This is a genomic window from Streptomyces sp. NPDC006529, assembly GCF_040611795.1.
GTDB lineage: Bacteria > Actinomycetota > Actinomycetes > Streptomycetales > Streptomycetaceae > Streptomyces.
The window spans coordinates 1-17,946 of the sequence record NZ_JBEXPB010000080.1 but is presented as its reverse complement, the minus strand read 5'-3'; the positions used below and the strand labels follow the sequence as shown (position 1 = coordinate 17,946).

Genomic DNA, 17,946 nt, shown 5'->3' with positions numbered 1-17,946 from the left:
GCTCGCGGTGCTGCTGCCGGTGGACCCGGTCCCCCGCGGGCCCCTGATCGGATCCCGGGTCCGGGGTGCGCTGGCGGGGTGGGCCGCGCCGGTCGTCCCGCTCCAGGCCGTCGACCAGCCCGGTGATCGTGGCTCGCGATACGCCGAGCCCGACCGCCAGGTGCGAGGGCGACTTCTCGCCCCCGCTGTCCTCCAGATCGGCCAGCAGCCGGTACCGGCCGGTGGAGAGGCCGAACCTGCCGAAGTGCACCTCGGCCGCCTGCCCGAGCCGAGCGCCCGTCGCCATCAGCCGGACCGCGACCAGCACGGCCTGCGGATCGGCGGACAGCCCGTAGCTCCGGATCTGACGTGCGGCCTGATCCAGTGTCGGCTGTGCGTCGTCGCGAGCGGCGTTCTGAGGCATGAGAGTAATATGGCAGCTAATTATTTCCGCGTCAACGCGCATCCCCCTCCGGCTGCCGCGCGCCGACGACGGCGGAGCGCAGGCCGGGGAATCCGGTGCGCACCGGGTCCAGGGCGAGGAGCGAGGCGAGCGTGAGGCTGCGCTGGTGGCGCCGGTGCTCGTCCAGGACGGAGGTGGGAAGGACGTAGAAGGTCCACTGGGCGAGGTCGAGGGGATCCAGGGTGGTCTTCTCCTGGTGGCTGAGGAGGCAGAAAACGTACACGTCCGCCCGGCGGCGGCGCGCCGGATCCGCCTCTCCGGTAACGGCGTTCCAGCCTTGCGCGGGGGCGATGGAGAAGGAGACCGCCGTCAACGCTTGCTGGTCCCATTCCTGAAGGTAGGCGGCCGACTTGACCTCGACCTGCAGGCCGCCGGGCAGCCGGATGTCCACGGAGTCCCAGCCCAACCGGGTGCCGTCGCAGGCGTCGAGCGCGAGGGCGACGATGTACTCGGCCAGCGCCCCGCGGAGCGTGTTGCCGGCCAGGCCCGAGTACGCCCACGCCCAGAAGCCGAGAAGGTTCCCGTGGGCGGCGCCGTCCAGGTGGAGGGGTTCTTCCCCGGTGCGGCGGCGCGGCAGAAGTGCCCGAAGTGCTTCAGTCATGGCCTCATTCTCCGACCCCCGGGATCAGTGCATGCCGTTCAGTTCCGGGGTGCCGACTGGGGCGGGTCGGGCGGGAACGGGGGGTTCTTGTCCGGCGCGGGGCGAGTGGTGGGGCGCCCGGCCGGGGGGTTGGACGTCGGGCGGGGGGATGGCCTGCGCGCGGTGACCGTCATGAGCGGGACGGTACCGGCCGCCCCCGGCCGGGCGGGGCCGAACCGCGAAGTCCCGGGTGGCGGACGGTGGGCCCGCAGGTGTCGTCCCGCGATGCGAGGTGTGCCTGGTCGTGGACGGCAACGATTACCTACTCAGCAGCTGCGCAGAAATCTGTCGTGGTCGCGGTAGACATCTGCCAGTCCTGTGGTTATGGTTTCTCTCGTAGCCAGAAAGACCGCAGGGCCGGGCAGACACGAACTGCCCGGCAAGAAGTACCAGCAGTACAAGTAGTTGCAGTACAGGTAGTTGTAGTACAGCAGTGCGGTGCGGTGGTGGAGTGTCGAAGCCAGGGCAGTTGCAGGACGGCGACGGGGCTGACGACCGGACCGGGTGGCCCGCAGTGATGAGGGGCCGCCGCCAGTGGTACCTCGCAGCGGAGTTCAGTGGAGTGGTACCTCGGTGAAGGCGTCGGCTGCGGGCGCGCGCACCGGGAAGTTCGGCAGTGGGGTTCTAAGCCAGAGCAGACGCAGGATGGGCGACGGGGCTGGCTGTCGAAGCGTGGCGCTGACAGAGGTCACGAGCAGTACGCAGTACCCAGCAGTACATGCAGCAGTTCAGTAGTGCAGTTGCAGTACCGGTTTGACGAGTCAGTGATCCCAGAGGGATGAACGGAGGAGCGGAAGCGCCATCAGGATCGCCCGGACGCCACGCGAGTCCGGGTGCCGCAGGACATCGATAGTGAGGTGGTCTCCGGTCACGCATCAGCGATCCCCGTACGGCCGACAGCTTTCGGGTCGGGCCTGCGGAGTCAGAAGGCCGGCGCGGTATCAAGGCCGGCAGATGGTGTAGCAGTTCCTTCGGGGCCCGGGTGCCACAGGCACCCGGGCCCCTCAACGTGCTCCCCAGAGAGGTGTGATGACCGCAGAGGACAGCCTCGGCCGACTCGACGACGACGATTTCCCCGCCTACACCATGGGCCGGGCCGCCGAACTGCTCGGCGCCACCCAAGCCTTCCTCCGCGCCATCGGCGAGGCCCGCCTGATCACCCCACTGCGTTCCCCGGGCGGACACCGCCGCTACTCCCGCTACCAGCTGCGCATCGCGGCCCGCGCCCGCGAACTCGTCGACCAGGGCACGCCCATCGACGCGGCCTGCCGCATCGTCATCCTCGAAGACCAGCTCGAAGAAGCCCAGCGCATCAACGCCGAACACCGGCGCGCCGCGGGCTCCGCGAAGAGCACGGCCGTGGCGTGAGCCTGAGCGCCGTGGTCAACCACCGCCCCTCTCCCGTAAGGTTCGTTCATCACTGGTAGCTATTACCGTTCAGAGGGATGGGCAGCGATGTCGGACACCGGGCTCACTGAACTCGTGCGGATGTGGATCGACGGCTGGGTCGTCTCGCGCGGTAGCTCGGACCCCATCGACGAGCCCTGGGGCTGGACGATCGACGTCGGGCAGCCCACGCACGTCGCCCGGCACGTGCTGCCCGAGCCGACCGAGGCCGACGTGCGCAAGATCGCCGCAGCGACGACCGCGCCCGGGACGTGGCTCAAGCTGTTCGCCGAGGACGAGGTGGTCCTGCCCTGGCTCGGGGCGGGCTGGCGGCACGCCGGTGCCGGTTTTCTGATGACCTGCCGACTGAAGCCGGAACGCGCGCAGGCGCCGGCCGGTTACACGCTCACCCGTTGGAGCCGGGGCGGCGTCACCCGGGTACTGGTCCGTACGCGCGAAGGGCACTTCGCCGCCCGAGGGCAGATCGCCCGGGCAGGCGGCCACGTGGTGGTCGACCAGATCGAGACCGCACCCGAGCATCAGCGCAAGGGCCTCGGCGGCCTGGTGATGCGTTCGCTGCAGAGCGCCGCTCACGAGGCCGGCGCGACCACGGGCGTCCTGGTCGGGACGCCCGACGGCCGCGCGCTGTACTCCTCGCTGGGCTGGACCACGCGTTCCCCCATGGCAAGCCTCTGGTACGAGCCCTCGGATGCCGCCCTCGCCGAGTGAGCGCCGACTGCCGAGCGCGCCCGGTCACAGCAACGACGCAAGGCGCCGCACGCTCCGGCCCCCCTCACGCCGTACGCCCACGGGAACCAGCGCGGCACGGGTCGGCAGCCGCACCCCGCCCGTGAACGCCACCCGCGTGCCGCCACCTTCCGGCGCCGCCGCCACGCCGACCAGCAGGAACCGGCTCTGCAGCCAGCACCAGCCGGGCCGCTGCACCCCGCGCAGCCGTGCCCTCATCCCGTACCTGCTGCGCACCTTCGCCTCCACGCGCTCGCCGTGCCGAGCGACGACGCGCAACCGCTCCATGTCGGGCACCACCTGCCCGAAGCCGCCCTCCAGGTCGCCCAGCAGCTCCCAGACCCGCGCGAAGGGAGCGTCGACGTAGGCCTCGGTCACGTGCGCCCCGCGCACCCCCGCCGCCAAGGCGCGCAGGCGGCGTACGGGGTCGGGATCGGTGCTGGGCCAGAGCTCGTTCATGACGTCCACGCCTTCCGGAAGGTGTCGCGGGCCCGGTGCAGCCGCGATTTGACAGTGCCCGTGCGCACGCCGAGCAGGGCGGCCGCGGTGCGCTCGTCCAGGCCCTCGACGTCACGCAGCATCAGCACCGCGCGGTGTTCGGGGGAGAGCCGTTCCAGTACGTCCGTGATGTCGGCGGAGAGCTGGGGATCTCCGCGGGCGGGCAGCGCGCTGAGATCGACGGGTACGGTGCGGGCGGCTCGGTGCGCGGTACGGATCGCCTCCCGCACGGCGATCGAGCGGACCCAGCCGTGCAGTGCCGCCGGGTCCTTGAGGGTACGCAGCGACGTGAAGACCGCTACGAGCGTCTCCTGCGCGGCGTCCGCGCCGTGGCCGAGGGCGATGGGCGCGCAGACGCGGCCCACGTACGGGGCGAGGACGTCGAGGAGTTCGGCCATGGCGAGGGTGTCGCCGCGCTGGGCGGCCCGTACGAGGCGGACCGTCCGGCCTTCGGATCGTTGGTCGGATCGTTCATCGGGCACGGGCCGCGTCCTTCCAGCGCGCGACGCGCAGGGCGGCGACGGCGAGGACGGCGCACAGGGGGGTGTAGAGGATGAGGTTGAGCCAGTGGAAGGCGGTGCCGGCATCCTTCGTGAACAGCCAGTAGACGCCTGCCAGGGCGCGCAGCGCGAGACCGGCGGCCACGCCCAGCGTGCCCAGTCGCAGGAGCGGGTGCCGGGGCCGGCGGGAGTGGGCGAGGACGAAGGCGGCGCCGGTGAGGAGCAGGGCGACGAGGGGAAGCAGGATCGGTGGTGTGAACGGCACGTCCGTGCCCAGAACCGCCGCGGAGAGGCTCCTGTCGTCGGCCGCGGGCCAGGTGGCACCCGTTGTCCAGTACAAGTGCAGCGCGGCGTCCGCGGTGAGCACCGAGGCGACGAGTGCGGCGGCCCCGGTGGGCGCGGCGCTGGGGGTGGGGGGCCGGTACGGCATGGGTCCTCCTGTGCGGCGGTGGATTTCCGGTCGGCATGAGGAGGAGCGGCGCGGGCAAAACGTTCCCTCGGACTCCGCGATTTCTTGACCGACGTACGGACCTCAGCCCCCGGGCCGACCCGCGGGCCGCTTCCGGCTCGGGGGAGGGGGAAGGGCCGGAGCAGAGACGGGTCAGTGCTCCCCGGGCGTCCCGGGCGTTCCCGGCGACCCGGGCGCCGTTTCCGTCCCGCGTCCCGCGCAGTGTGCGCAGCGCTCGCGCCCGTCCCACACGGACCAGCCGAAGTCGGACGGGCTCAGGGTGCGGCCCTCCAACTCCTCGCGAACCGCCTCGCGGTAGGCCCAGACGGCGTCCAGGTAGGGGTGGTAGACGTCGTGGAACGCGGGGGCCGAGATCCCGGCGCCCGCGGCGACCGCCTTCCGGAGGGCGCGCAGGCGCTCGAACATGGTCTGGCCGGCGCCCGCGATCCGGGCGCTGGCGTCGAGGAAGAGGCGTTCGCGCACTTCGTATACGCGCGCGTCCGTCAGCGCCAGGCGGCTCGCTTCCTCCAAGCCGGTCGTCCCGGCGCCGTTCTGCGCGAGGTGGCGCAGTTCGGTGTGGGCCGCTCCCGCCGCCGCGATGAACTCTGTGTAGACGTCCCGACGGCGCGGCTGAAGCGCGCGGCGGTGCTCCTGGCGGGTGCGCAAGCGGTCCGCCAGCACCGTGCCCGCTATCGCGATCACACCACCGCCCAGTGTGGCGACCAGCGTTCCCCACTCCATTCGTACGTCCCCCCGCGCCGGTGTTCCGCGGGGCGCCCCCCGCGGCGCCCGTCCCGCATCATGCCCGACGGCGGCGCCGGCCGGGGGCGGGGGGAGTGGATGGGCCGCAGGCGGCCCCGCTTCGGGGTGCCCCCGGCATGCATGGCGTGCCGCACCGGGCCGAGGCCCCCTGCCGCGCCAGGATGGGCACGCTCCGGCCGGGAACCCGGTCGGCACGTGAGGAAAGGGCCCTTGTTGATTTCCGCGTTCACCGCCGAGGCCGAGCGCCGCGGCACCACCCTGCTCGTCAGCTTCAGCGGAGACCTGGACATGGCAGCGGCACCTGTCATGCACGCGGCCCTGGCTGACCGCCCGGGCGCCGCCCTCACCGGCCCCATCGCGGGCCTGGTCACTGGTGCCACTACCGACCTCGGCGGCAGCGGCGTCATCACGGACGCGGCCGACGGCATCACCGTCACCGTCACCGTGCTCATGGTCGACCTGCACCGGGTGCCGTTCATGGACACATCCGGGCTGCTCCTGCTGCTGGACCTGCACCGGCGAGCGGAATGCCTGGGCCTGCGCGTCCTGGTCGTCGGATGGCAGACGCAGCCCGCCAAGCTCATGGCCGGCGCCGCCGGCATCCCCGCACCGGGCCCCGCCACCGGCGGCCGCTACGCCGTGACCGGCTTCCGGCGCCTGATCGAAGAACGCGGCGAACGAGCCCGGGCCGCAGCCCTCGGTGCGTCCCTGGCCTGACCTCCCGACGGCCGTCGAAGCGGGACCGGCTCAGGGGGGCTGGTGCATCTCCGCGCCGTCGCGACGCAGACCCGACAGACACCCGCTAGTGGGCCGGTGCGGGCGGCGGGGTCATCGCCCACCGGATCGTCCGCGTCAGGGCGTGCCCCGACAGGCGTACGCAGGTCTCCCGCGGGCCCGTCGCGGTGCGCAAGCCGAGGAGCGGGGGAGCCCACGGCGGGAGCAGGGCCACCGCGTTCGCGGCGAGCAGGGCGTACGGGGCCCGGGCGGCCCGGGGGAGCGGCGGCTCGCGGAGGATGAAGCGCGCCGCGTCGAGGGCCTCGGGCGTGATCCGCAGCTCCGGCCGGTACCCGGCGAGCACGGTCGCCAGCGCCTCCCGGTCACGGGGCGGGTCCACCACGCCGAGCGCCGCCGCCACCCGCGCGGTGTCCTCGACGTAGGCGTCGCAGCCCGCCGCGTCCAGGGGCCGCGCGCCGAAGCGCTGGTGCGCCCGAAGGAAGCTGTCGACCTCGGCCGCGTGCACCCAGCCCAGCAGGTGGGGATCGCCGGCCCGGTACGGCTCGCCCGCGGCGGTGGTGCCCCGTATCCGTTCGTGCACCGCCCGGACCCGGTCGACGGCGTCCTGCGCGTCCTGCGCGGCGCCGTAGGTGGTGACGGCCAGGAACGTGCTGGTGCGTTGCAGCCGGCCCCACGGGTCCCCGCGGAAACCGGAGTGCGCCGCGACGGCGGCCATGGCGAGCGGGTGCAAGGACTGGAACAGGAGCGCGCTCAGGCCCCCGATGAACATCGACGCGTCGCCGTGCACCCGGCGGATGGGCCGGTCGGGGCCGAACCAGCGCGGCCCCGGCGCACCGTGGATCCGAGCGCGGTTGTCGGGGCCCGACGGTCCGGCGACCCGGCTGAACAGCGCGGAGCCGAGCCGCTCGCGCAGGTGCCGGCCTCCGGCCGCAAGCGTGTCCATGAAGGGGTCCTACCCACCGCGAGCCCGGCCCATCGCCGCGCGGCGCATGCACCCGTCCGGGCGCGGGCGGCCCGGGAGCCCCAGCGGCACACCGCTCGGGGGCAAGACGGGGCAGCCCGACCGAGGCGTCTCACGGACCTCCGGGCTGCCAGTCGGGTGCGGGATCGGTGGCGAGGAGTGGCCGGACGGCGCCGAGCAGCGCGCCGATGCAGACGTCGCGCAGTTCGGTACGGCCGCACGTTTCCCGCGTCAGCCAGTCCACGCAGAGGACCTGCACGAACACCAGCCAGCTCTTCAGGACGCCGGACACGGCGTCGCGGGCGGCCTCGTCGGCGAGGGGGAGCACGTTGAGCAGGCGTGCGCGCAGGGCGTCGAGCTCGTTGGTCATGATCGTCTGGATGACCGGGTCACCGGCGAGCACCCGGTTCGCGGCGAGCACCGCGTTGCGGTTGGCGATGAAGTAGTCGAGGTGCGCGTCCAACCCTTGGACGAGCTGCTCGACGAGGGTCTGCGCGGGGTCGAACCGGGTCCTGGCGAGCAGTTGGTCGGCTGCCTGCTGGTACACCGCGGCGAACAGGTCGCGCTTGCCTGGATCTGGGCGGCCAGGCAGACGCCCATCCCGGCGACCGTGGTGCGGTGGCTGGCCGGCCTCATGCTGCTGGGCGGGCTCAGCCGACTGCTGTCGCCGGCCGTGGCGGGCCGGCCGCACTGGTTCCAGATCGTGCTGACCGCGATCGAACTCGCCCTGCCTCCGGTGTACTTCTGGCTGAGCGACGCGGACGAGCGGGCGCGGCGGCTGACGCTGTGACCGGATCGGCCGAGGGAGCGGCCGGGGGATCCGAGCGAGTCCTGGCATATGCCTTCCGCAGCGGCGGCCCCCGGCCCTACGGTGTGGGGCACCGGCCACGGCCGGCCCGGGCGTCCCTCCCGCCCTCCCCGCGGGAGGGCCTCCGCCGGGCGCACCCCGCAGTCCGTCGGCTCGGATGTGAGGCCCAGCCGGAGGGCCGTACGCGGTTCGGTGACCGGCCGCGCTGACGCGGGTCCACATGAGCACATCATTCGGCCCTGAACCGAGGCCCACCGCCTCGCCGCGACCACAGCCTCAGCGGAGTCAGTAGCCGGCTGTACGGCCGACGAGCGGGAGCTGCGTCCTGAGGTTCTGGCGGAGTTTCAGCTTCGATCTCCCTCAGCAGTTCCCCCTCCTGGTCATAAAGCTCAACACTGAACCGCAGGCCGAACCGGGTCAGCAGTGCGGCCAGGTCTTCGAACCGTTGGGGATCGACGACTCCGTACAGGAGCGTGTCGCCCGAGGTCGGCTCCACCTCGATGCGGCACCAGCCGGTCTCGACCTCATACGACTCCCACGACGCCGACCTGGAACTCCAGCCTGCCCCGATGAACCGCTCAGCCACGAACGAAGCACTCGGGGCGCCTGCCAGGCCCCCACACACGTTGTTGTTGATCTCATGCCAGGCGGGATCGAGCGGCTGTCCCTCATCGGATATGTCCACGGCCGGATTATGAAGCAGACCGCAGCTCTTGATCGCACGCGCTTCTCCCTCACCCGGCCGGGGGAGGGGGATCACTCCGGCGGCTGACGCCGCCGCGCCGCGGTCGGTGCGACGTTCAGAGCATGACCAGTGGTGAACGGACGGTGCAGGCGCTCTGGAGCGCCTGGTGGCAGCGATGGCCGTGTTGGGTGGCCCGGGCAACGGTGCTGTGGGGGGTGCTGTATGCCGGTTTCGGTCTGGCGTGCGCGCTGAGGGGGACCGCCCTGACCTCCTTGCTCCACCCCGGCGGCGGTTCGAGGGCCTCCGGGACGGGGTGGGTGGTCATGGCGGTGGGCGCGCTGGTGACGCTGGTCGGCGCCGCGGTGATGCGGTACGGGCTGCGGCCGGCGTTACGGGTGCTGCTCTGGGTGGGCTGCGGGCTTGCCGCAATCACCGCCTTCGGCCTGCTGATGGATGTGATCACCTTGATGCTCGGTCAGGGCGTGGACAGCCGGGCGTCCGCTGCGAACAAGGCCCTGGCGGCGGCCGGGGCGGTCCTGCTCGCGGCCATGGCCCGGTCCGGCCGCCTGTCCTCCGGTGCTGCCGTACGAGCGTCGGCCGCTGCATCGCGGCTCGTCCGACGTGCCCCCTGCGCGGGGACCCTGGCGTTCGTCCCGTACGCGGCGATGAAGCTGGTCTGGGCGTCCGGCGGCACGTTCGCGGGGATCACCGGCGAGGAGATGCTCGCGGTCTCGGAGCGGAACGGCGCCTCGGGGATCTTCCTCACCCTGGAGTCCTGGGGTCTGGACCCCACCGCGCTGCTGGCCGCGCTCGGCGTCTTCCTGCTCTGGGGCCTGGTCCGGCCGTGGGGGCAGGTCTTCCCGTGCTGGACTCTGTTCCTGCGCGGCCGACGGGTGCCGCGCTGGCTCCCGCTCGCCCCGGCTCTGCTCGGCGCTGCCACGCTCGCGCCGTACGGCGTTGTGGGCGTCGGGTATCTGGCACTGGTCGCGGCCGGCGTCGTGACGATGCGGCGAGGTGACTTCCACTCCGCGGGCGACGCGCTGCTGGTCGGCTGGATCGGGATGGCCGCCTTCGCCATTTATGGCATCGCCCTGACCGTCGCGGCCCGCTCGTACTGGCTTCGGACGCGACCCGCCTGCCGGACGAGCCGGATGCGTGTCAGTCCTTTCCGGTAGGACGGGCAAGTTCTCCTACCGCACGACCCTGCCGGGCGCGGCAAACGCGGAGCAGTGCGACGTGGACCTGGACGAGGGAATGCTCACGGACGATCGGGTCGGGCGCTTCGGACGCCTCAGGTACCCGGCAGTGCGTCCGGCTCCCGGCCCTCGACCCGGTACGTCTCGGTCCAGGTGCTCGCCCACCGGCAGTGGTAGGCACCAGCTCACCGGTCGCTGATATGTCCATGCCGTCCCTGAGGCGGATGTGTACATGTTGGCCCATGGCGGCACCTGCTGTTCTGTGGTGGTGGGGTTTCCGTTGTCAGGGGGCCTGGAGGGCCGGGCGGTGTCCGCCCGGCCCTCGCTGCGGTGGTCAGTTCCGGAAGGCCTCATGGGTGACGTAGGCCCCCGTCGGCGGGGTGACCGTGGTGCGGTTGGGGCCGTTCTCCCATATGACCGGAGCGTTGACGGCCTTGATGATGTACTTGTACTCCACGTGGGCATTGGCCGGCAGGACCACGGTCGCCGACCAGGTCGGGTAGGTCGCCGAGGACAGCGGTACCGCCTTGTCCGGGTTCCACGACCCGAGTTCCTGGCTGTTGCCCGTCAGGTAGACCTGCTGGCCCCACTGCGTGTAGGTGGCGACGTTGAACGTGGCCACGACGGAACTATCCCGCGCGGCCGCGGCCGCCGTCGGGGCGGCCAGCGCAGGCGGAGCCATGAGCGCCCCGAGGAGCAGGGCGAGTACGGCCGCGAAACCCAGGCGCAGGCGGGTTCGAGGGTGATTGCGGTCCATGGGGAACGTCCTTTCGGTGAGAGTGGAAAGGTGTGTCAGGCCCTGACGCGACCCCATCCTCATGAGGCCTCCCACCTTGCGCAAGTAAGTGAAGGATTTTTCAGACGTTGTCGATACGTGCGCTTAAGTGCCTGCTCAGACTCGCTTTAGGGGCTGCAAGAAGTTTCAATCAACGTGCCAAAAGTTCGGCTTCCCAGCGGAGGACCAGGTGACCGCCCCGACCGTCGCGTAAGACCGTTCCCCCCGCCACTGCTGACGCGAGCGGTCGATGTCTTGATTTGTCCACGAGCGCTTCGTGCAACGTCCACCGCGCATCGTCAGACAGCCGTTCCGCCCCAAGATCCCGTGCGCGATCATGACCGGCATGAAGACTCGTTTCCTCGGTATCCCTGATCTGGTCGACGTCCCTTCCGTGGCGGTCGTGGTGGACGTCATGCGCTGCTTCACCGTGGCCGCCTGGGCCTTCGCACGGGGTGCCGAGAAGATCGTTCTTGCCGAGTCGCTCGACGAAGCCCTGGAACTCACGTCCCGGCACCCGGATTGGGTGGCGCTGAAAGACGGGCCGCCCGCCCCCGGGTTCGACTTCGTCAACTCGCCGGGCATGTTGCGCTCCGCCGACCTCCGCGGTCGGACCCTCGTGCAGAAGACCACCGCGGGGACGGTCGGCGCCCTGGCGGTCAAGGAGGCGTCACTGGTGCTGTGCGCGAGCTTCGTGGTGGCCGAGGCGACGGCTCAACTTCTGCGGACGCACGGCGGTGACGACGTCACCTTCGTGGTCACCGGCGAGGACGGGCGGGCCGACGAGGATCTGGCGTGTGCGCAATACATCGCCCACAGGGTGACCGGGACCGGGGTGACCGGGACCGGGGCGACCGAGTCGGGGACGGGCGCGGCGCAGTTCCTCCGCCGAGCCGCCCAGTCGCGCGCGGCGGCCGAACTGGCGGACGGGAGGCGCCAGGGAGTCCATCCCGATGACATCGCACTGTGCCTCGACCTCGACCGGTTCCCGTTCGCGCTGGTGGCGACCGCGGAAGGCCCCCTCATGGTCCTGCGTCCCTCCGGCATCCCGAGTGATCAGAAGGCGTAGCGGATCCGTAGCCACGGGGCGTGGGAGGCGACAAGGCGGCCGACGGTCTCGACGGCGGCGGCCTTGTCGGCGTTGCGGTAGCGGACGTTCCAGCTGCCGTTCTCGGAGCGTTTGGCCTGCTGGAGCTCGGGGCGCCACAGCATGTCCTCGGCTCGCGGGTGCCAGGCCAGGTTCAGGTCGTGCAGCTCCTTGTTGTGCGTCAGCATGATCACCTCTGCCGCCGCCTGCTCCTTCACGGCGCGGGGCAGCACGTCGTCCATGTGGCGCAGCAGTTCCGCCCAGTCGTGCTCCCACCCGGGCCGGATGACGACGGGCGAGAGGTTGAAGTGCACCTCGTAGCCCGCTTCCAGGAAGTCGGCGGCCGCCGCGATGCGCTGCTCCACCGGGCTGGTACGGATGTCCAGCACCCGGGAGTCCTGCGGCGGCATCACGGAGAAGCGCACCCGGGTGCGGCCGCGGGGGTCGAGCAGGAGCAGATCGGGGTTGACGAACTTGGTGGCGAAGGAAGCCTTGGCCGTGGGCCAGCGGGCGAACGCGTGCACGAGGTCGGCCGTGTTCTCGCAGATGAGGGCGTCGACCGAGCAGTCGTTATTCTCACCGATGTCGTAGACCCAGGCGGTGGGGTCGCACTGGTTGGCCTCGCGCTTGGGTCCTTGCCGCGCGATGTGCCGACCGAGGTGGGCGATGATCTGCTCGATGTTGGTGAACACCGTGATCGGATTGGCGTACCCCTTGCGGCGGGGAACGTAGCAGTAGGCGCACGCCATCGCGCAGCCGTTCGCGGAGCCCGGGGCGATCCAGTCGGCCGATCTGCCGTTCGGCCGCGTGGTGAGGGTCTTCTTCTCGCCCAGGACCAGGACCTCGCTCTTGATGCGGACCCACCGGTCGAGGTTGCCCTCGTTCCCGTGCAGCTGCGGAATGCGCCAGTGCGAGTCCACGTCGATCACCCGGGCGTCCGGGAACCGCGCGAGGACCTGCCGCCCGCGGGGCGAGGCCGCGGCCGCGGGTTCGGCGTGGATCTCGCGTACCGAGAGCATCCGGCGCGCGGCGGGGGAGTCGCGGAACGAGGGGCCGATGAGCGGGCGGGACCGCGGGGCGCCGTAGCCGTCGGCTCCCGCCGGCAGGTCCTCCAGAGAGAACAGCGCACCATCGCCCTCGTCTTCGCGGTCCATACGTGCACTCTAGGACGTCGCGCCCCGCCGAGCCCGGTCCGCACGGGACGACCGGGCCGTCGGATCGCGAGAGCGTGCCGGGGCCCTCGTACGCGGGTGGCGGCCGGGCAGGCTACTTTTCTCGGATGAGTCTCCTTGATGATGTGGCCGAGCGCGACGGCTGGCAGTGCTGGGTCTGTGACGAGCCGGTCGACCCCCACGAGTCGGTGAACGACCCGCGGGGCCCCAGCGTGGACAGCCGGACCGCCGACCGGAAGGCGAAGGTCCCCGAGCGGCTCGCGCACCGCGGCTGCAACACCCGCAAGGGCGCGGTCAAGGTGGTCATCGCCTGGCCCGAGCGCCTGTACGTGGTCGAACCCGCGCCGCTGATCACCGTCGCCGAGCGGCTGGAGCGCAAGGGGGGCCGCGAGACGGTGGGCCGGTGCCCGACCAAGAAGGACGCCCAGGAGGCGGCGGACTGGCTGGTGGACCGCTTCTCCCGGCTGGTCCCCGGGCTGCCGGTGACCGCCGAGGTCCAGCCGGGCGGCGGCCAGTTCCTCGTCATGCTGGCCGCCGGTCGCCGCTGACCGGGGAAGCACACGCGCCCGCACGTGCCCACGCGGGGCCCGTGCCCGGGGAGTCGGTCAGCTCGTGGTCAGAGCGACTGCTCGCCGTCCTCCCGGGCGAGACGGAGAGCGAGTTCCTGGAGGATCTCGTCCGTGCCCGGTTCCGCGCCTGTTTCGTCGTACGCGGCGGCGACCGCGGCAAAGGCGGCGATGAAGCCGTTGACCAGGGCGCTCAGGGGCGCGGAAAGCTGCGTGAGTACGGCGCTGCCGATGTCTTCCGGGTCGCCTTCCGCCGGCACCAGGAAGTGGCTCGGGGTGACCTCGGCGAGGAGTTCGGAGGCGAAACCCTCGCCGACGTCCGCGCGCAGGGCGGTGAGCGCTGCGATGGCTTTGAGTTTGATCTCGTTTTCGTGCACGGCCCGAGCCTACGGGCGCTCGGGACGACGGGCGGTCGAGACTGCGGTCGGCTCGACCGTCACGGAACCGGCACCGGATCCCGCCAGATGTCCATCGGCACGGCGCGGACCGCGCGTCCGTCCGCGTCCAGAATCCGGCCCATCCGTTTCACCGTGCGCAGGGACACGCGGCGCTCCGCCACCCGCAGGTCGGGGAACCTGCGGGCGAGTGCGGCTTCCAGCCGCTGCACGTCGGCGAGGGAGCGCTGCCAGACGGAGAGGACGAGGTTGTGCGGGCCGGTGACGGCAACGCACAACCGGACCTCGGCAAGCCGGGCGAGCCGGGGGCCGACCTCGTCGAGCCGGTCGGGAGGAAGGTCGGCCCGGAAGGTGGCCAGGACCGGTCGGCCGGCGTCGCGGGCCGCGATCTCGCAGCGGAACCGGATCGCGTCGCAGGCGCCCAGCCGGTTGAGGCGCCGGCGCAGCGTGGAGGGGCTCAGCCCGGTGGCGGCGGCCAGCTCGGCTTGGTCGAGGCGGCCGTCGACGCCCAGCCTGATGAGCAACTCCCGGTCCTCCTCCCGGATGTCGGCCCGTACCGCGGAGGGCGTCCCGTGACCCCTGGCGTGATCGTCGTGGAGTTCCCCGCGCTGGGCGGGATCCAGCGAGTCCAGTCGCCAGCGGATGCCCTCGGCGTAGACGGCGGTCGACAGGTGGACGCGTACGCCGGTGACCCCCGGGAGCCGTCCCAGCCGTTCGGCGGTGTACCGCGAGACCATCGACAGGTCGGTGAAGGCCGCGGTGACGGCCAGGTCGCAGCCCTGGGAGACGTGTTCGATGCTCATCACGTGCGGGTCTTCGGCCAGGTCGGCGGCGATCCGCCGGAGCCGGTAGGGAGCGCAGTCGAGGTCGAGGTGGGCGATGCAACCGCGGTCCTCCGGGTGCGGCAGCCCGTAGGCGGTCACCCAGGCGATCCCGGCCTCCGAGAGTCGTCGCCACCGGCGGGCGGCGGTGACCGGGCTGATGCCGAGGGTCTGGCCGAGCAGTGCCCAAGGGGATCGGGGCCGCAGCTGCATCGCGTTCACCAGGGCGAGGTCCAGCTCGTCCACGGTCACATCGGCGCCCGTCACGCTCACCGGCCGGTTGGTTCGTTCATCGAGGGGCCTCCTGGTGGCGCGATCGTGCGATATCGCATGGTGTTCCTGCGGCTGGACCCAGAATTGCGGAACAAGATCGCTTGGGACAAGTTGCCCCTTCACCAGCCCGGGCAGGTTGCCCCTTCACGAAGGAAGACATGATCGAGCACATGACCGCACCGCGCGACGTGGTCGAGCAGCAGCTCGCCGCCTACAACAGCCACGACATCGACGCGTTCGTCGCCACCTATGCCGAGGACGTCACGATCCGCCGGGCCGACGGCAGCCGACTGCGGGGCCGGCAGGCGCTGCGCGAGCGGTACGCCGGACAGTTCGCCGAAGGCCGCTGCCGGGCGGAGATCGTGGGGCGGCTCGGCGAAGGCGACTGGGTGGTCGACCACGAAGTCGCCCACGGCCTCGCCGCCGAGCCGGTCCGCGTCCTGGTGGCCTACCGTGTGCGCGAAGGCCTCATCGACCGCGTCGACTTCCTCGGCTGAGCAGTCCGGCGCGCGGCAGCCCGCGCGCAGTGGGACGATGCCGGGTCGAGGAGGCGGACGATGCTTGAGAGACTGACGGACATGGATATCGAGCGCAGGAACAACGTCACCGTCACCGGCAACCCGCAGGGACGGCCGGTGGTGCTGGCTCACGGGTTCGGCTGCGACCAGAACATGTGGCGGTTCACCGTGCCCGCACTCGCCGCGGACCACCGGGTGGTGCTCTTCGACTACGTAGGATCCGGCCGCTCGGATCTGACTGCGTTCAGCGCGGAGCGCTACTCCAGACTGGACGGCTACGCCTCGGACGTCGTCGAGGTCTGCGAGGCCCTCGACCTGCGCGACGCCGTGTTCGTGGGCCACTCCGTCTCCGCGATGGTCGGCGTGCTGGCCGCCGGCATCGCCCCGGAGCGCATCGGCGCGCTGGTGATGATCGCCCCCTCTCCCCGCTACATCGACGACGAGGGGTACCGGGGCGGGTTCAGCGCCGAGGACATCGACGAGCTGCTCGATTCGCTGGAGTCGAACTACCTGGGCTGGTCGGGGGCGATGGCGCCGGTGATCATGGGGAACCCGGAGCGCCCCGAGCTCGGAGAGGAGCTGACGAACAGCTTCTGCGCCACCGACCCGGACATGGCCCGCGTCTTCGCCCGGACCACGTTCCTGTCCGATTCCCGGGACGACCTGAAGGGTGTGAGCGTGCCCACCCTGGTGCTGGAGTGCACCCAGGACGCCATCGCCCCGCGCGAGGTCGGCGCCTTCGTCCACCGGGCGATCCCCGGCTCGACGCTGGTCACGCTCGACGCGACCGGCCACTGCCCGCACCTGTCCGCGCCCGAAGCGACGAACCAGGCGGTCACCGGCTTCCTCGCGGGCCTGCGGTGATGTGCCGCACCGGGCAGCACCCCGACCCCCACGAAGCCGATGACGGGAAGACGACGGACGCGGCGGTGTTCGCCGCGCTCCTGGAGGACAGTGCCGAGGAGCTGTACGAGAGCGCCCCGTGCGGCTACCTGTCGACCCTGATGGACGGCACCATCGCCAAGATCAACGCGACTCTGCTGGACTGGCTCGGCCTGGAGCGCGAGGCGGTGGTGGGCCGCCTGCGCTTCACCGACCTGCTCAGCGTGGGAGGCAAGCTCTACTACGAGACGCACTTCGCCCCGCTGCTGCGCATGCAGGGCGAGATAGGGGGCATCGCCCTGGAGGTCAAGCAGGCCGACGGCGCCCGGATGCCGGTGCTGGCCTCCTCCAAGGTCAAGTACGGGACCACGGGCGACCCGCTGCTGATCCGCACCACGCTCTTCGACTCCCGCGACCGCCGCGCCTACGAGGAGGAACTCCTGCGCGCCCGGCAAGTCGCCGAAGAGGCGCGCCACCGCGCCGAGCAGGACCGGGCCCGGCTCCAGGACGCCCTCGCCGCGCTCCAGTCCTCCCTGCTGCCCGACTCCCTCCCGGACGTCCCCGGCCTGGACATCGCCGCCCACTACCGCACGGCGTCGCCCGACCGGCTCGGCGGCGACTTCTACGACGTCTTCCGCATCGACGGGACGCGCTTCGCCTTCTTCCTGGGCGACGTGTGCGGCAAGGGACCCCAGGCCGCGGCGGTCACCTCCCTGACCCGTTACACCCTGCGGGCCGCCGCCATGCACGACCCCGATCCCGTCTCCGCCCTGTCCACGCTCAACCGGGTCCTCCACGAGCGCTACAGCAGCGGCGACCCCCGCTACTGCACCGCCATCGTCGGCATCCTCGAACCCGACCCGGCCACCGGCTGCGTCAGCGTGCACCTCGCCTCCGGCGGTCACCCGCCGGCCCTGGTCCTGCGCCGCGCCGAGGGCTGCGCCGACTTCCTGCCCACCCCCGGCGGACTCCTCGTCGGCATCCTGCCCGACGCGCCCTTCACCTCGGCCGCCACCACCCTGGAGCCGGGCGACACCCTCCTGCTGTACACCGACGGCCTCACCGAAGCCCGTACCGGCAGGAGCCGCTCGGCTCTCTACGGGGACGAAGCCCTGTGCCGGTTCGGAGCCGACCATGCCGGCGAGTCGCCCGCCGCCCTGATGAAGGCACTGACAGGCTTGCTCGACCAGTTCGGTGACGGCCTCGACGACGACACCGCCCTCCTCGCCCTGGGCGCCTCCACCGCCAGCCCTACGACCGGGGAGCAGACATGAGCCGACTGGACATCACCGTCCGGAACACACCGGCCGGCCCGGTCGTAGGGGTCATCGGGGAACTCGACTTCGACACCGCCGCCGAGCTGCGCGACCTCACCGCCGCGCTCCCCCTCACGCCGGGGCAATGCCTCGTACTGGACCTCACCGGCATGGAATTCTGCGATTCCAGCGGCATCAGCGCCCTGATCGCCGCCCGCAACCGCGCCCTCGCCGCGGACGCCCGGATCACGCTCGAAGGCGTCCCGGCCGACACGCTCCGGGTGCTGCGCGTCGTCGGCCTGGCCCAGGTCTTCCACCTCCGCTCCGAGACCGAGTCCCGCACCGGCTTCTGAGGGCCGGTCCCCGAGGCGCACCGCGGCCGCGGGTCCCGGC

Annotated in this window: 21 protein-coding genes and 3 pseudogenes; 11 read left to right on the top strand and 13 right to left on the bottom strand. The window is 71.8% G+C overall.

The window, feature by feature from the left end:
• A pseudogene (locus ABZY31_RS30400) lies at nt 1-403 on the bottom strand (hypothetical protein); the annotation flags it as partial.
• Between the two features lie 31 nt (nt 404-434).
• Entirely contained in the window at nt 435-1,043 is a 609-nt protein-coding gene (locus tag ABZY31_RS30395; RefSeq protein ID WP_356416779.1) for a hypothetical protein, read from the bottom strand.
• Nucleotides 1,044-2,111: 1,068 nt separating this feature from the next.
• Between ABZY31_RS30395 and ABZY31_RS30390 the strand changes: the two genes are divergently transcribed.
• Complete coding sequence (locus ABZY31_RS30390) at nt 2,112-2,450, top strand: MerR family transcriptional regulator (protein ID WP_356416777.1); 339 nt, start codon at nt 2,112-2,114, stop codon at nt 2,448-2,450.
• 87 nt (nt 2,451-2,537) lie between these two features.
• A complete protein-coding gene (locus ABZY31_RS30385) occupies nt 2,538-3,197 on the top strand; it encodes a GNAT family N-acetyltransferase (RefSeq protein WP_356416776.1) in 660 nt (219 codons plus the stop codon).
• Between the two features lie 24 nt (nt 3,198-3,221).
• Here ABZY31_RS30385 and ABZY31_RS30380 read toward each other — a convergent pair whose 3' ends face one another.
• The 4 genes from ABZY31_RS30380 to ABZY31_RS30365 all read right to left on the bottom strand — a co-directional run bounded on the left by ABZY31_RS30380 (nt 3,222) and on the right by ABZY31_RS30365 (nt 5,402).
• Complete coding sequence (locus tag ABZY31_RS30380) at nt 3,222-3,674, bottom strand: hypothetical protein (RefSeq protein ID WP_356416774.1); 453 nt, start codon at nt 3,672-3,674, stop codon at nt 3,222-3,224.
• On the bottom strand, nt 3,671-4,195 hold the full coding sequence (locus ABZY31_RS30375; RefSeq protein WP_356416772.1) for an RNA polymerase sigma factor: 525 nt from the start codon (nt 4,193-4,195) through the stop codon (nt 3,671-3,673). The genes ABZY31_RS30380 and ABZY31_RS30375 overlap by 4 nt, the downstream gene beginning before the upstream one ends.
• Nucleotides 4,185-4,643, bottom strand: coding sequence for a DUF3995 domain-containing protein (locus tag ABZY31_RS30370; RefSeq protein WP_356416770.1), 459 nt, complete (start codon nt 4,641-4,643; stop codon nt 4,185-4,187). The genes ABZY31_RS30375 and ABZY31_RS30370 overlap by 11 nt, the downstream gene beginning before the upstream one ends.
• A gap of 171 nt (nt 4,644-4,814) precedes the next feature.
• On the bottom strand, nt 4,815-5,402 hold the full coding sequence (locus ABZY31_RS30365; RefSeq protein ID WP_356416768.1) for a CchlQ: 588 nt from the start codon (nt 5,400-5,402) through the stop codon (nt 4,815-4,817).
• 231 nt (nt 5,403-5,633) lie between these two features.
• On the opposite strand from ABZY31_RS30365, the gene ABZY31_RS30360 reads away from it, so the two are divergent.
• The gene (locus tag ABZY31_RS30360; protein WP_356416766.1) at nt 5,634-6,140 is read left to right on the top strand and encodes an STAS domain-containing protein; all 507 of its coding nucleotides are present in this window, start codon (nt 5,634-5,636) and stop codon (nt 6,138-6,140) included.
• An 85-nt stretch (nt 6,141-6,225) separates the two neighbouring features.
• Here ABZY31_RS30360 and ABZY31_RS30355 read toward each other — a convergent pair whose 3' ends face one another.
• Both ABZY31_RS30355 and ABZY31_RS30350 read right to left on the bottom strand, forming a co-directional pair.
• The gene (locus tag ABZY31_RS30355; RefSeq protein WP_356416764.1) at nt 6,226-7,101 is read right to left on the bottom strand and encodes an oxygenase MpaB family protein; all 876 of its coding nucleotides are present in this window, start codon (nt 7,099-7,101) and stop codon (nt 6,226-6,228) included.
• A 130-nt stretch (nt 7,102-7,231) separates the two neighbouring features.
• Nucleotides 7,232-7,678, bottom strand: a pseudogene (locus ABZY31_RS30350) (TetR/AcrR family transcriptional regulator); the annotation flags it as partial.
• 6 nt (nt 7,679-7,684) lie between these two features.
• Here ABZY31_RS30350 and ABZY31_RS30345 point away from each other — a divergent pair.
• Nucleotides 7,685-7,909, top strand: a pseudogene (locus ABZY31_RS30345) (DUF4345 family protein); the annotation flags it as partial.
• 247 nt (nt 7,910-8,156) lie between these two features.
• Here ABZY31_RS30345 and ABZY31_RS30340 read toward each other — a convergent pair.
• The gene (locus tag ABZY31_RS30340) at nt 8,157-8,612 is read right to left on the bottom strand and encodes a hypothetical protein (RefSeq protein WP_356416762.1); all 456 of its coding nucleotides are present in this window, start codon (nt 8,610-8,612) and stop codon (nt 8,157-8,159) included.
• 122 nt (nt 8,613-8,734) lie between these two features.
• On the opposite strand from ABZY31_RS30340, the gene ABZY31_RS30335 reads away from it, so the two are divergent.
• Entirely contained in the window at nt 8,735-9,787 is a 1,053-nt protein-coding gene (locus ABZY31_RS30335; RefSeq protein ID WP_356416760.1) for a hypothetical protein, read from the top strand.
• 355 nt (nt 9,788-10,142) lie between these two features.
• Here the strand turns inward: ABZY31_RS30335 and ABZY31_RS30330 are convergent, their stop codons facing one another.
• Entirely contained in the window at nt 10,143-10,565 is a 423-nt protein-coding gene (locus tag ABZY31_RS30330; RefSeq protein WP_356416758.1) for a carbohydrate-binding module family 20 domain-containing protein, read from the bottom strand.
• A gap of 364 nt (nt 10,566-10,929) precedes the next feature.
• On the opposite strand from ABZY31_RS30330, the gene ABZY31_RS30325 reads away from it, so the two are divergent.
• The gene (locus ABZY31_RS30325; protein ID WP_356416756.1) at nt 10,930-11,652 is read left to right on the top strand and encodes a 2-phosphosulfolactate phosphatase; all 723 of its coding nucleotides are present in this window, start codon (nt 10,930-10,932) and stop codon (nt 11,650-11,652) included.
• On the opposite strand, the gene ABZY31_RS30320 is transcribed toward ABZY31_RS30325, so the two are convergent.
• Nucleotides 11,640-12,824 carry a spore photoproduct lyase family protein gene (locus ABZY31_RS30320; RefSeq protein ID WP_356416754.1) on the bottom strand — a complete coding sequence of 395 codons (1,185 nt, stop codon included), beginning with the start codon at nt 12,822-12,824 and terminating at the stop codon, nt 11,640-11,642. The genes ABZY31_RS30325 and ABZY31_RS30320 overlap by 13 nt on opposite strands.
• 125 nt (nt 12,825-12,949) lie before the next feature.
• Here ABZY31_RS30320 and ABZY31_RS30315 point away from each other — a divergent pair, with 125 nt between their 5' ends.
• Complete coding sequence (locus ABZY31_RS30315; RefSeq protein ID WP_356416753.1) at nt 12,950-13,390, top strand: hypothetical protein; 441 nt, start codon at nt 12,950-12,952, stop codon at nt 13,388-13,390.
• A 68-nt stretch (nt 13,391-13,458) separates the two neighbouring features.
• Here the strand turns inward: ABZY31_RS30315 and ABZY31_RS30310 are convergent, their stop codons facing one another.
• Together ABZY31_RS30310 and ABZY31_RS30305 are read right to left on the bottom strand one after the other, a co-directional pair.
• Complete coding sequence (locus ABZY31_RS30310; RefSeq protein WP_356416751.1) at nt 13,459-13,785, bottom strand: hypothetical protein; 327 nt, start codon at nt 13,783-13,785, stop codon at nt 13,459-13,461.
• Nucleotides 13,786-13,844: 59 nt separating this feature from the next.
• On the bottom strand, nt 13,845-14,897 hold the full coding sequence (locus ABZY31_RS30305) for an Lrp/AsnC family transcriptional regulator (RefSeq protein ID WP_356416749.1): 1,053 nt from the start codon (nt 14,895-14,897) through the stop codon (nt 13,845-13,847).
• A gap of 158 nt (nt 14,898-15,055) precedes the next feature.
• Between ABZY31_RS30305 and ABZY31_RS30300 the strand changes: the two genes are divergently transcribed.
• The 4 genes from ABZY31_RS30300 to ABZY31_RS30285 all read left to right on the top strand — a co-directional run bounded on the left by ABZY31_RS30300 (nt 15,056) and on the right by ABZY31_RS30285 (nt 17,906).
• A complete protein-coding gene (locus tag ABZY31_RS30300) occupies nt 15,056-15,394 on the top strand; it encodes a nuclear transport factor 2 family protein (RefSeq protein WP_356416747.1) in 339 nt (112 codons plus the stop codon).
• Nucleotides 15,395-15,475: 81 nt separating this feature from the next.
• Nucleotides 15,476-16,279, top strand: a complete 804-nt coding sequence (locus ABZY31_RS30295; RefSeq protein WP_356416781.1) for an alpha/beta hydrolase — start codon at nt 15,476-15,478, stop codon at nt 16,277-16,279.
• Nucleotides 16,279-17,571: a SpoIIE family protein phosphatase gene (locus tag ABZY31_RS30290; RefSeq protein WP_356416745.1), complete on the top strand. Its 1,293-nt coding sequence runs from the start codon at nt 16,279-16,281 to the stop codon at nt 17,569-17,571. The genes ABZY31_RS30295 and ABZY31_RS30290 overlap by 1 nt, the downstream gene beginning before the upstream one ends.
• Nucleotides 17,568-17,906 (top strand): STAS domain-containing protein, encoded by a 339-nt coding sequence (locus tag ABZY31_RS30285; RefSeq protein WP_356416743.1) that lies wholly within the window; start codon nt 17,568-17,570, stop codon nt 17,904-17,906. The genes ABZY31_RS30290 and ABZY31_RS30285 overlap by 4 nt, the downstream gene beginning before the upstream one ends.
• Nucleotides 17,907-17,946 lie beyond the last annotated feature (40 nt).

What these genes read in the sequence shown, in the direction of transcription:
- ABZY31_RS30370 (WP_356416770.1), bottom strand. Translation starts at nt 4,643, where the DNA reads ATGCCGTACCGGCCCCCCACCCCCAGCGCCGCGCCCACCGGGGCCGCC.
- ABZY31_RS30300 (WP_356416747.1), top strand. Translation starts at nt 15,056, where the DNA reads ATGATCGAGCACATGACCGCACCGCGCGACGTGGTCGAGCAGCAGCTC.
- ABZY31_RS30285 (WP_356416743.1), top strand. Translation starts at nt 17,568, where the DNA reads ATGAGCCGACTGGACATCACCGTCCGGAACACACCGGCCGGCCCGGTC.
- ABZY31_RS30355 (WP_356416764.1), bottom strand. Translation starts at nt 7,101, where the DNA reads ATGGACACGCTTGCGGCCGGAGGCCGGCACCTGCGCGAGCGGCTCGGC.
- ABZY31_RS30295 (WP_356416781.1), top strand. Translation starts at nt 15,476, where the DNA reads ATGGATATCGAGCGCAGGAACAACGTCACCGTCACCGGCAACCCGCAG.
- ABZY31_RS30325 (WP_356416756.1), top strand. Translation starts at nt 10,930, where the DNA reads ATGAAGACTCGTTTCCTCGGTATCCCTGATCTGGTCGACGTCCCTTCC.
- ABZY31_RS30290 (WP_356416745.1), top strand. Translation starts at nt 16,279, where the DNA reads ATGTGCCGCACCGGGCAGCACCCCGACCCCCACGAAGCCGATGACGGG.
- ABZY31_RS30395 (WP_356416779.1), bottom strand. Translation starts at nt 1,043, where the DNA reads ATGACTGAAGCACTTCGGGCACTTCTGCCGCGCCGCCGCACCGGGGAA.
- ABZY31_RS30335 (WP_356416760.1), top strand. Translation starts at nt 8,735, where the DNA reads ATGACCAGTGGTGAACGGACGGTGCAGGCGCTCTGGAGCGCCTGGTGG.
- ABZY31_RS30380 (WP_356416774.1), bottom strand. Translation starts at nt 3,674, where the DNA reads ATGAACGAGCTCTGGCCCAGCACCGATCCCGACCCCGTACGCCGCCTG.
- ABZY31_RS30315 (WP_356416753.1), top strand. Translation starts at nt 12,950, where the DNA reads ATGAGTCTCCTTGATGATGTGGCCGAGCGCGACGGCTGGCAGTGCTGG.
- ABZY31_RS30385 (WP_356416776.1), top strand. Translation starts at nt 2,538, where the DNA reads ATGTCGGACACCGGGCTCACTGAACTCGTGCGGATGTGGATCGACGGC.
- ABZY31_RS30390 (WP_356416777.1), top strand. Translation starts at nt 2,112, where the DNA reads ATGACCGCAGAGGACAGCCTCGGCCGACTCGACGACGACGATTTCCCC.
- ABZY31_RS30320 (WP_356416754.1), bottom strand. Translation starts at nt 12,824, where the DNA reads ATGGACCGCGAAGACGAGGGCGATGGTGCGCTGTTCTCTCTGGAGGAC.
- ABZY31_RS30330 (WP_356416758.1), bottom strand. Translation starts at nt 10,565, where the DNA reads ATGGACCGCAATCACCCTCGAACCCGCCTGCGCCTGGGTTTCGCGGCC.
- ABZY31_RS30365 (WP_356416768.1), bottom strand. Translation starts at nt 5,402, where the DNA reads ATGGAGTGGGGAACGCTGGTCGCCACACTGGGCGGTGGTGTGATCGCG.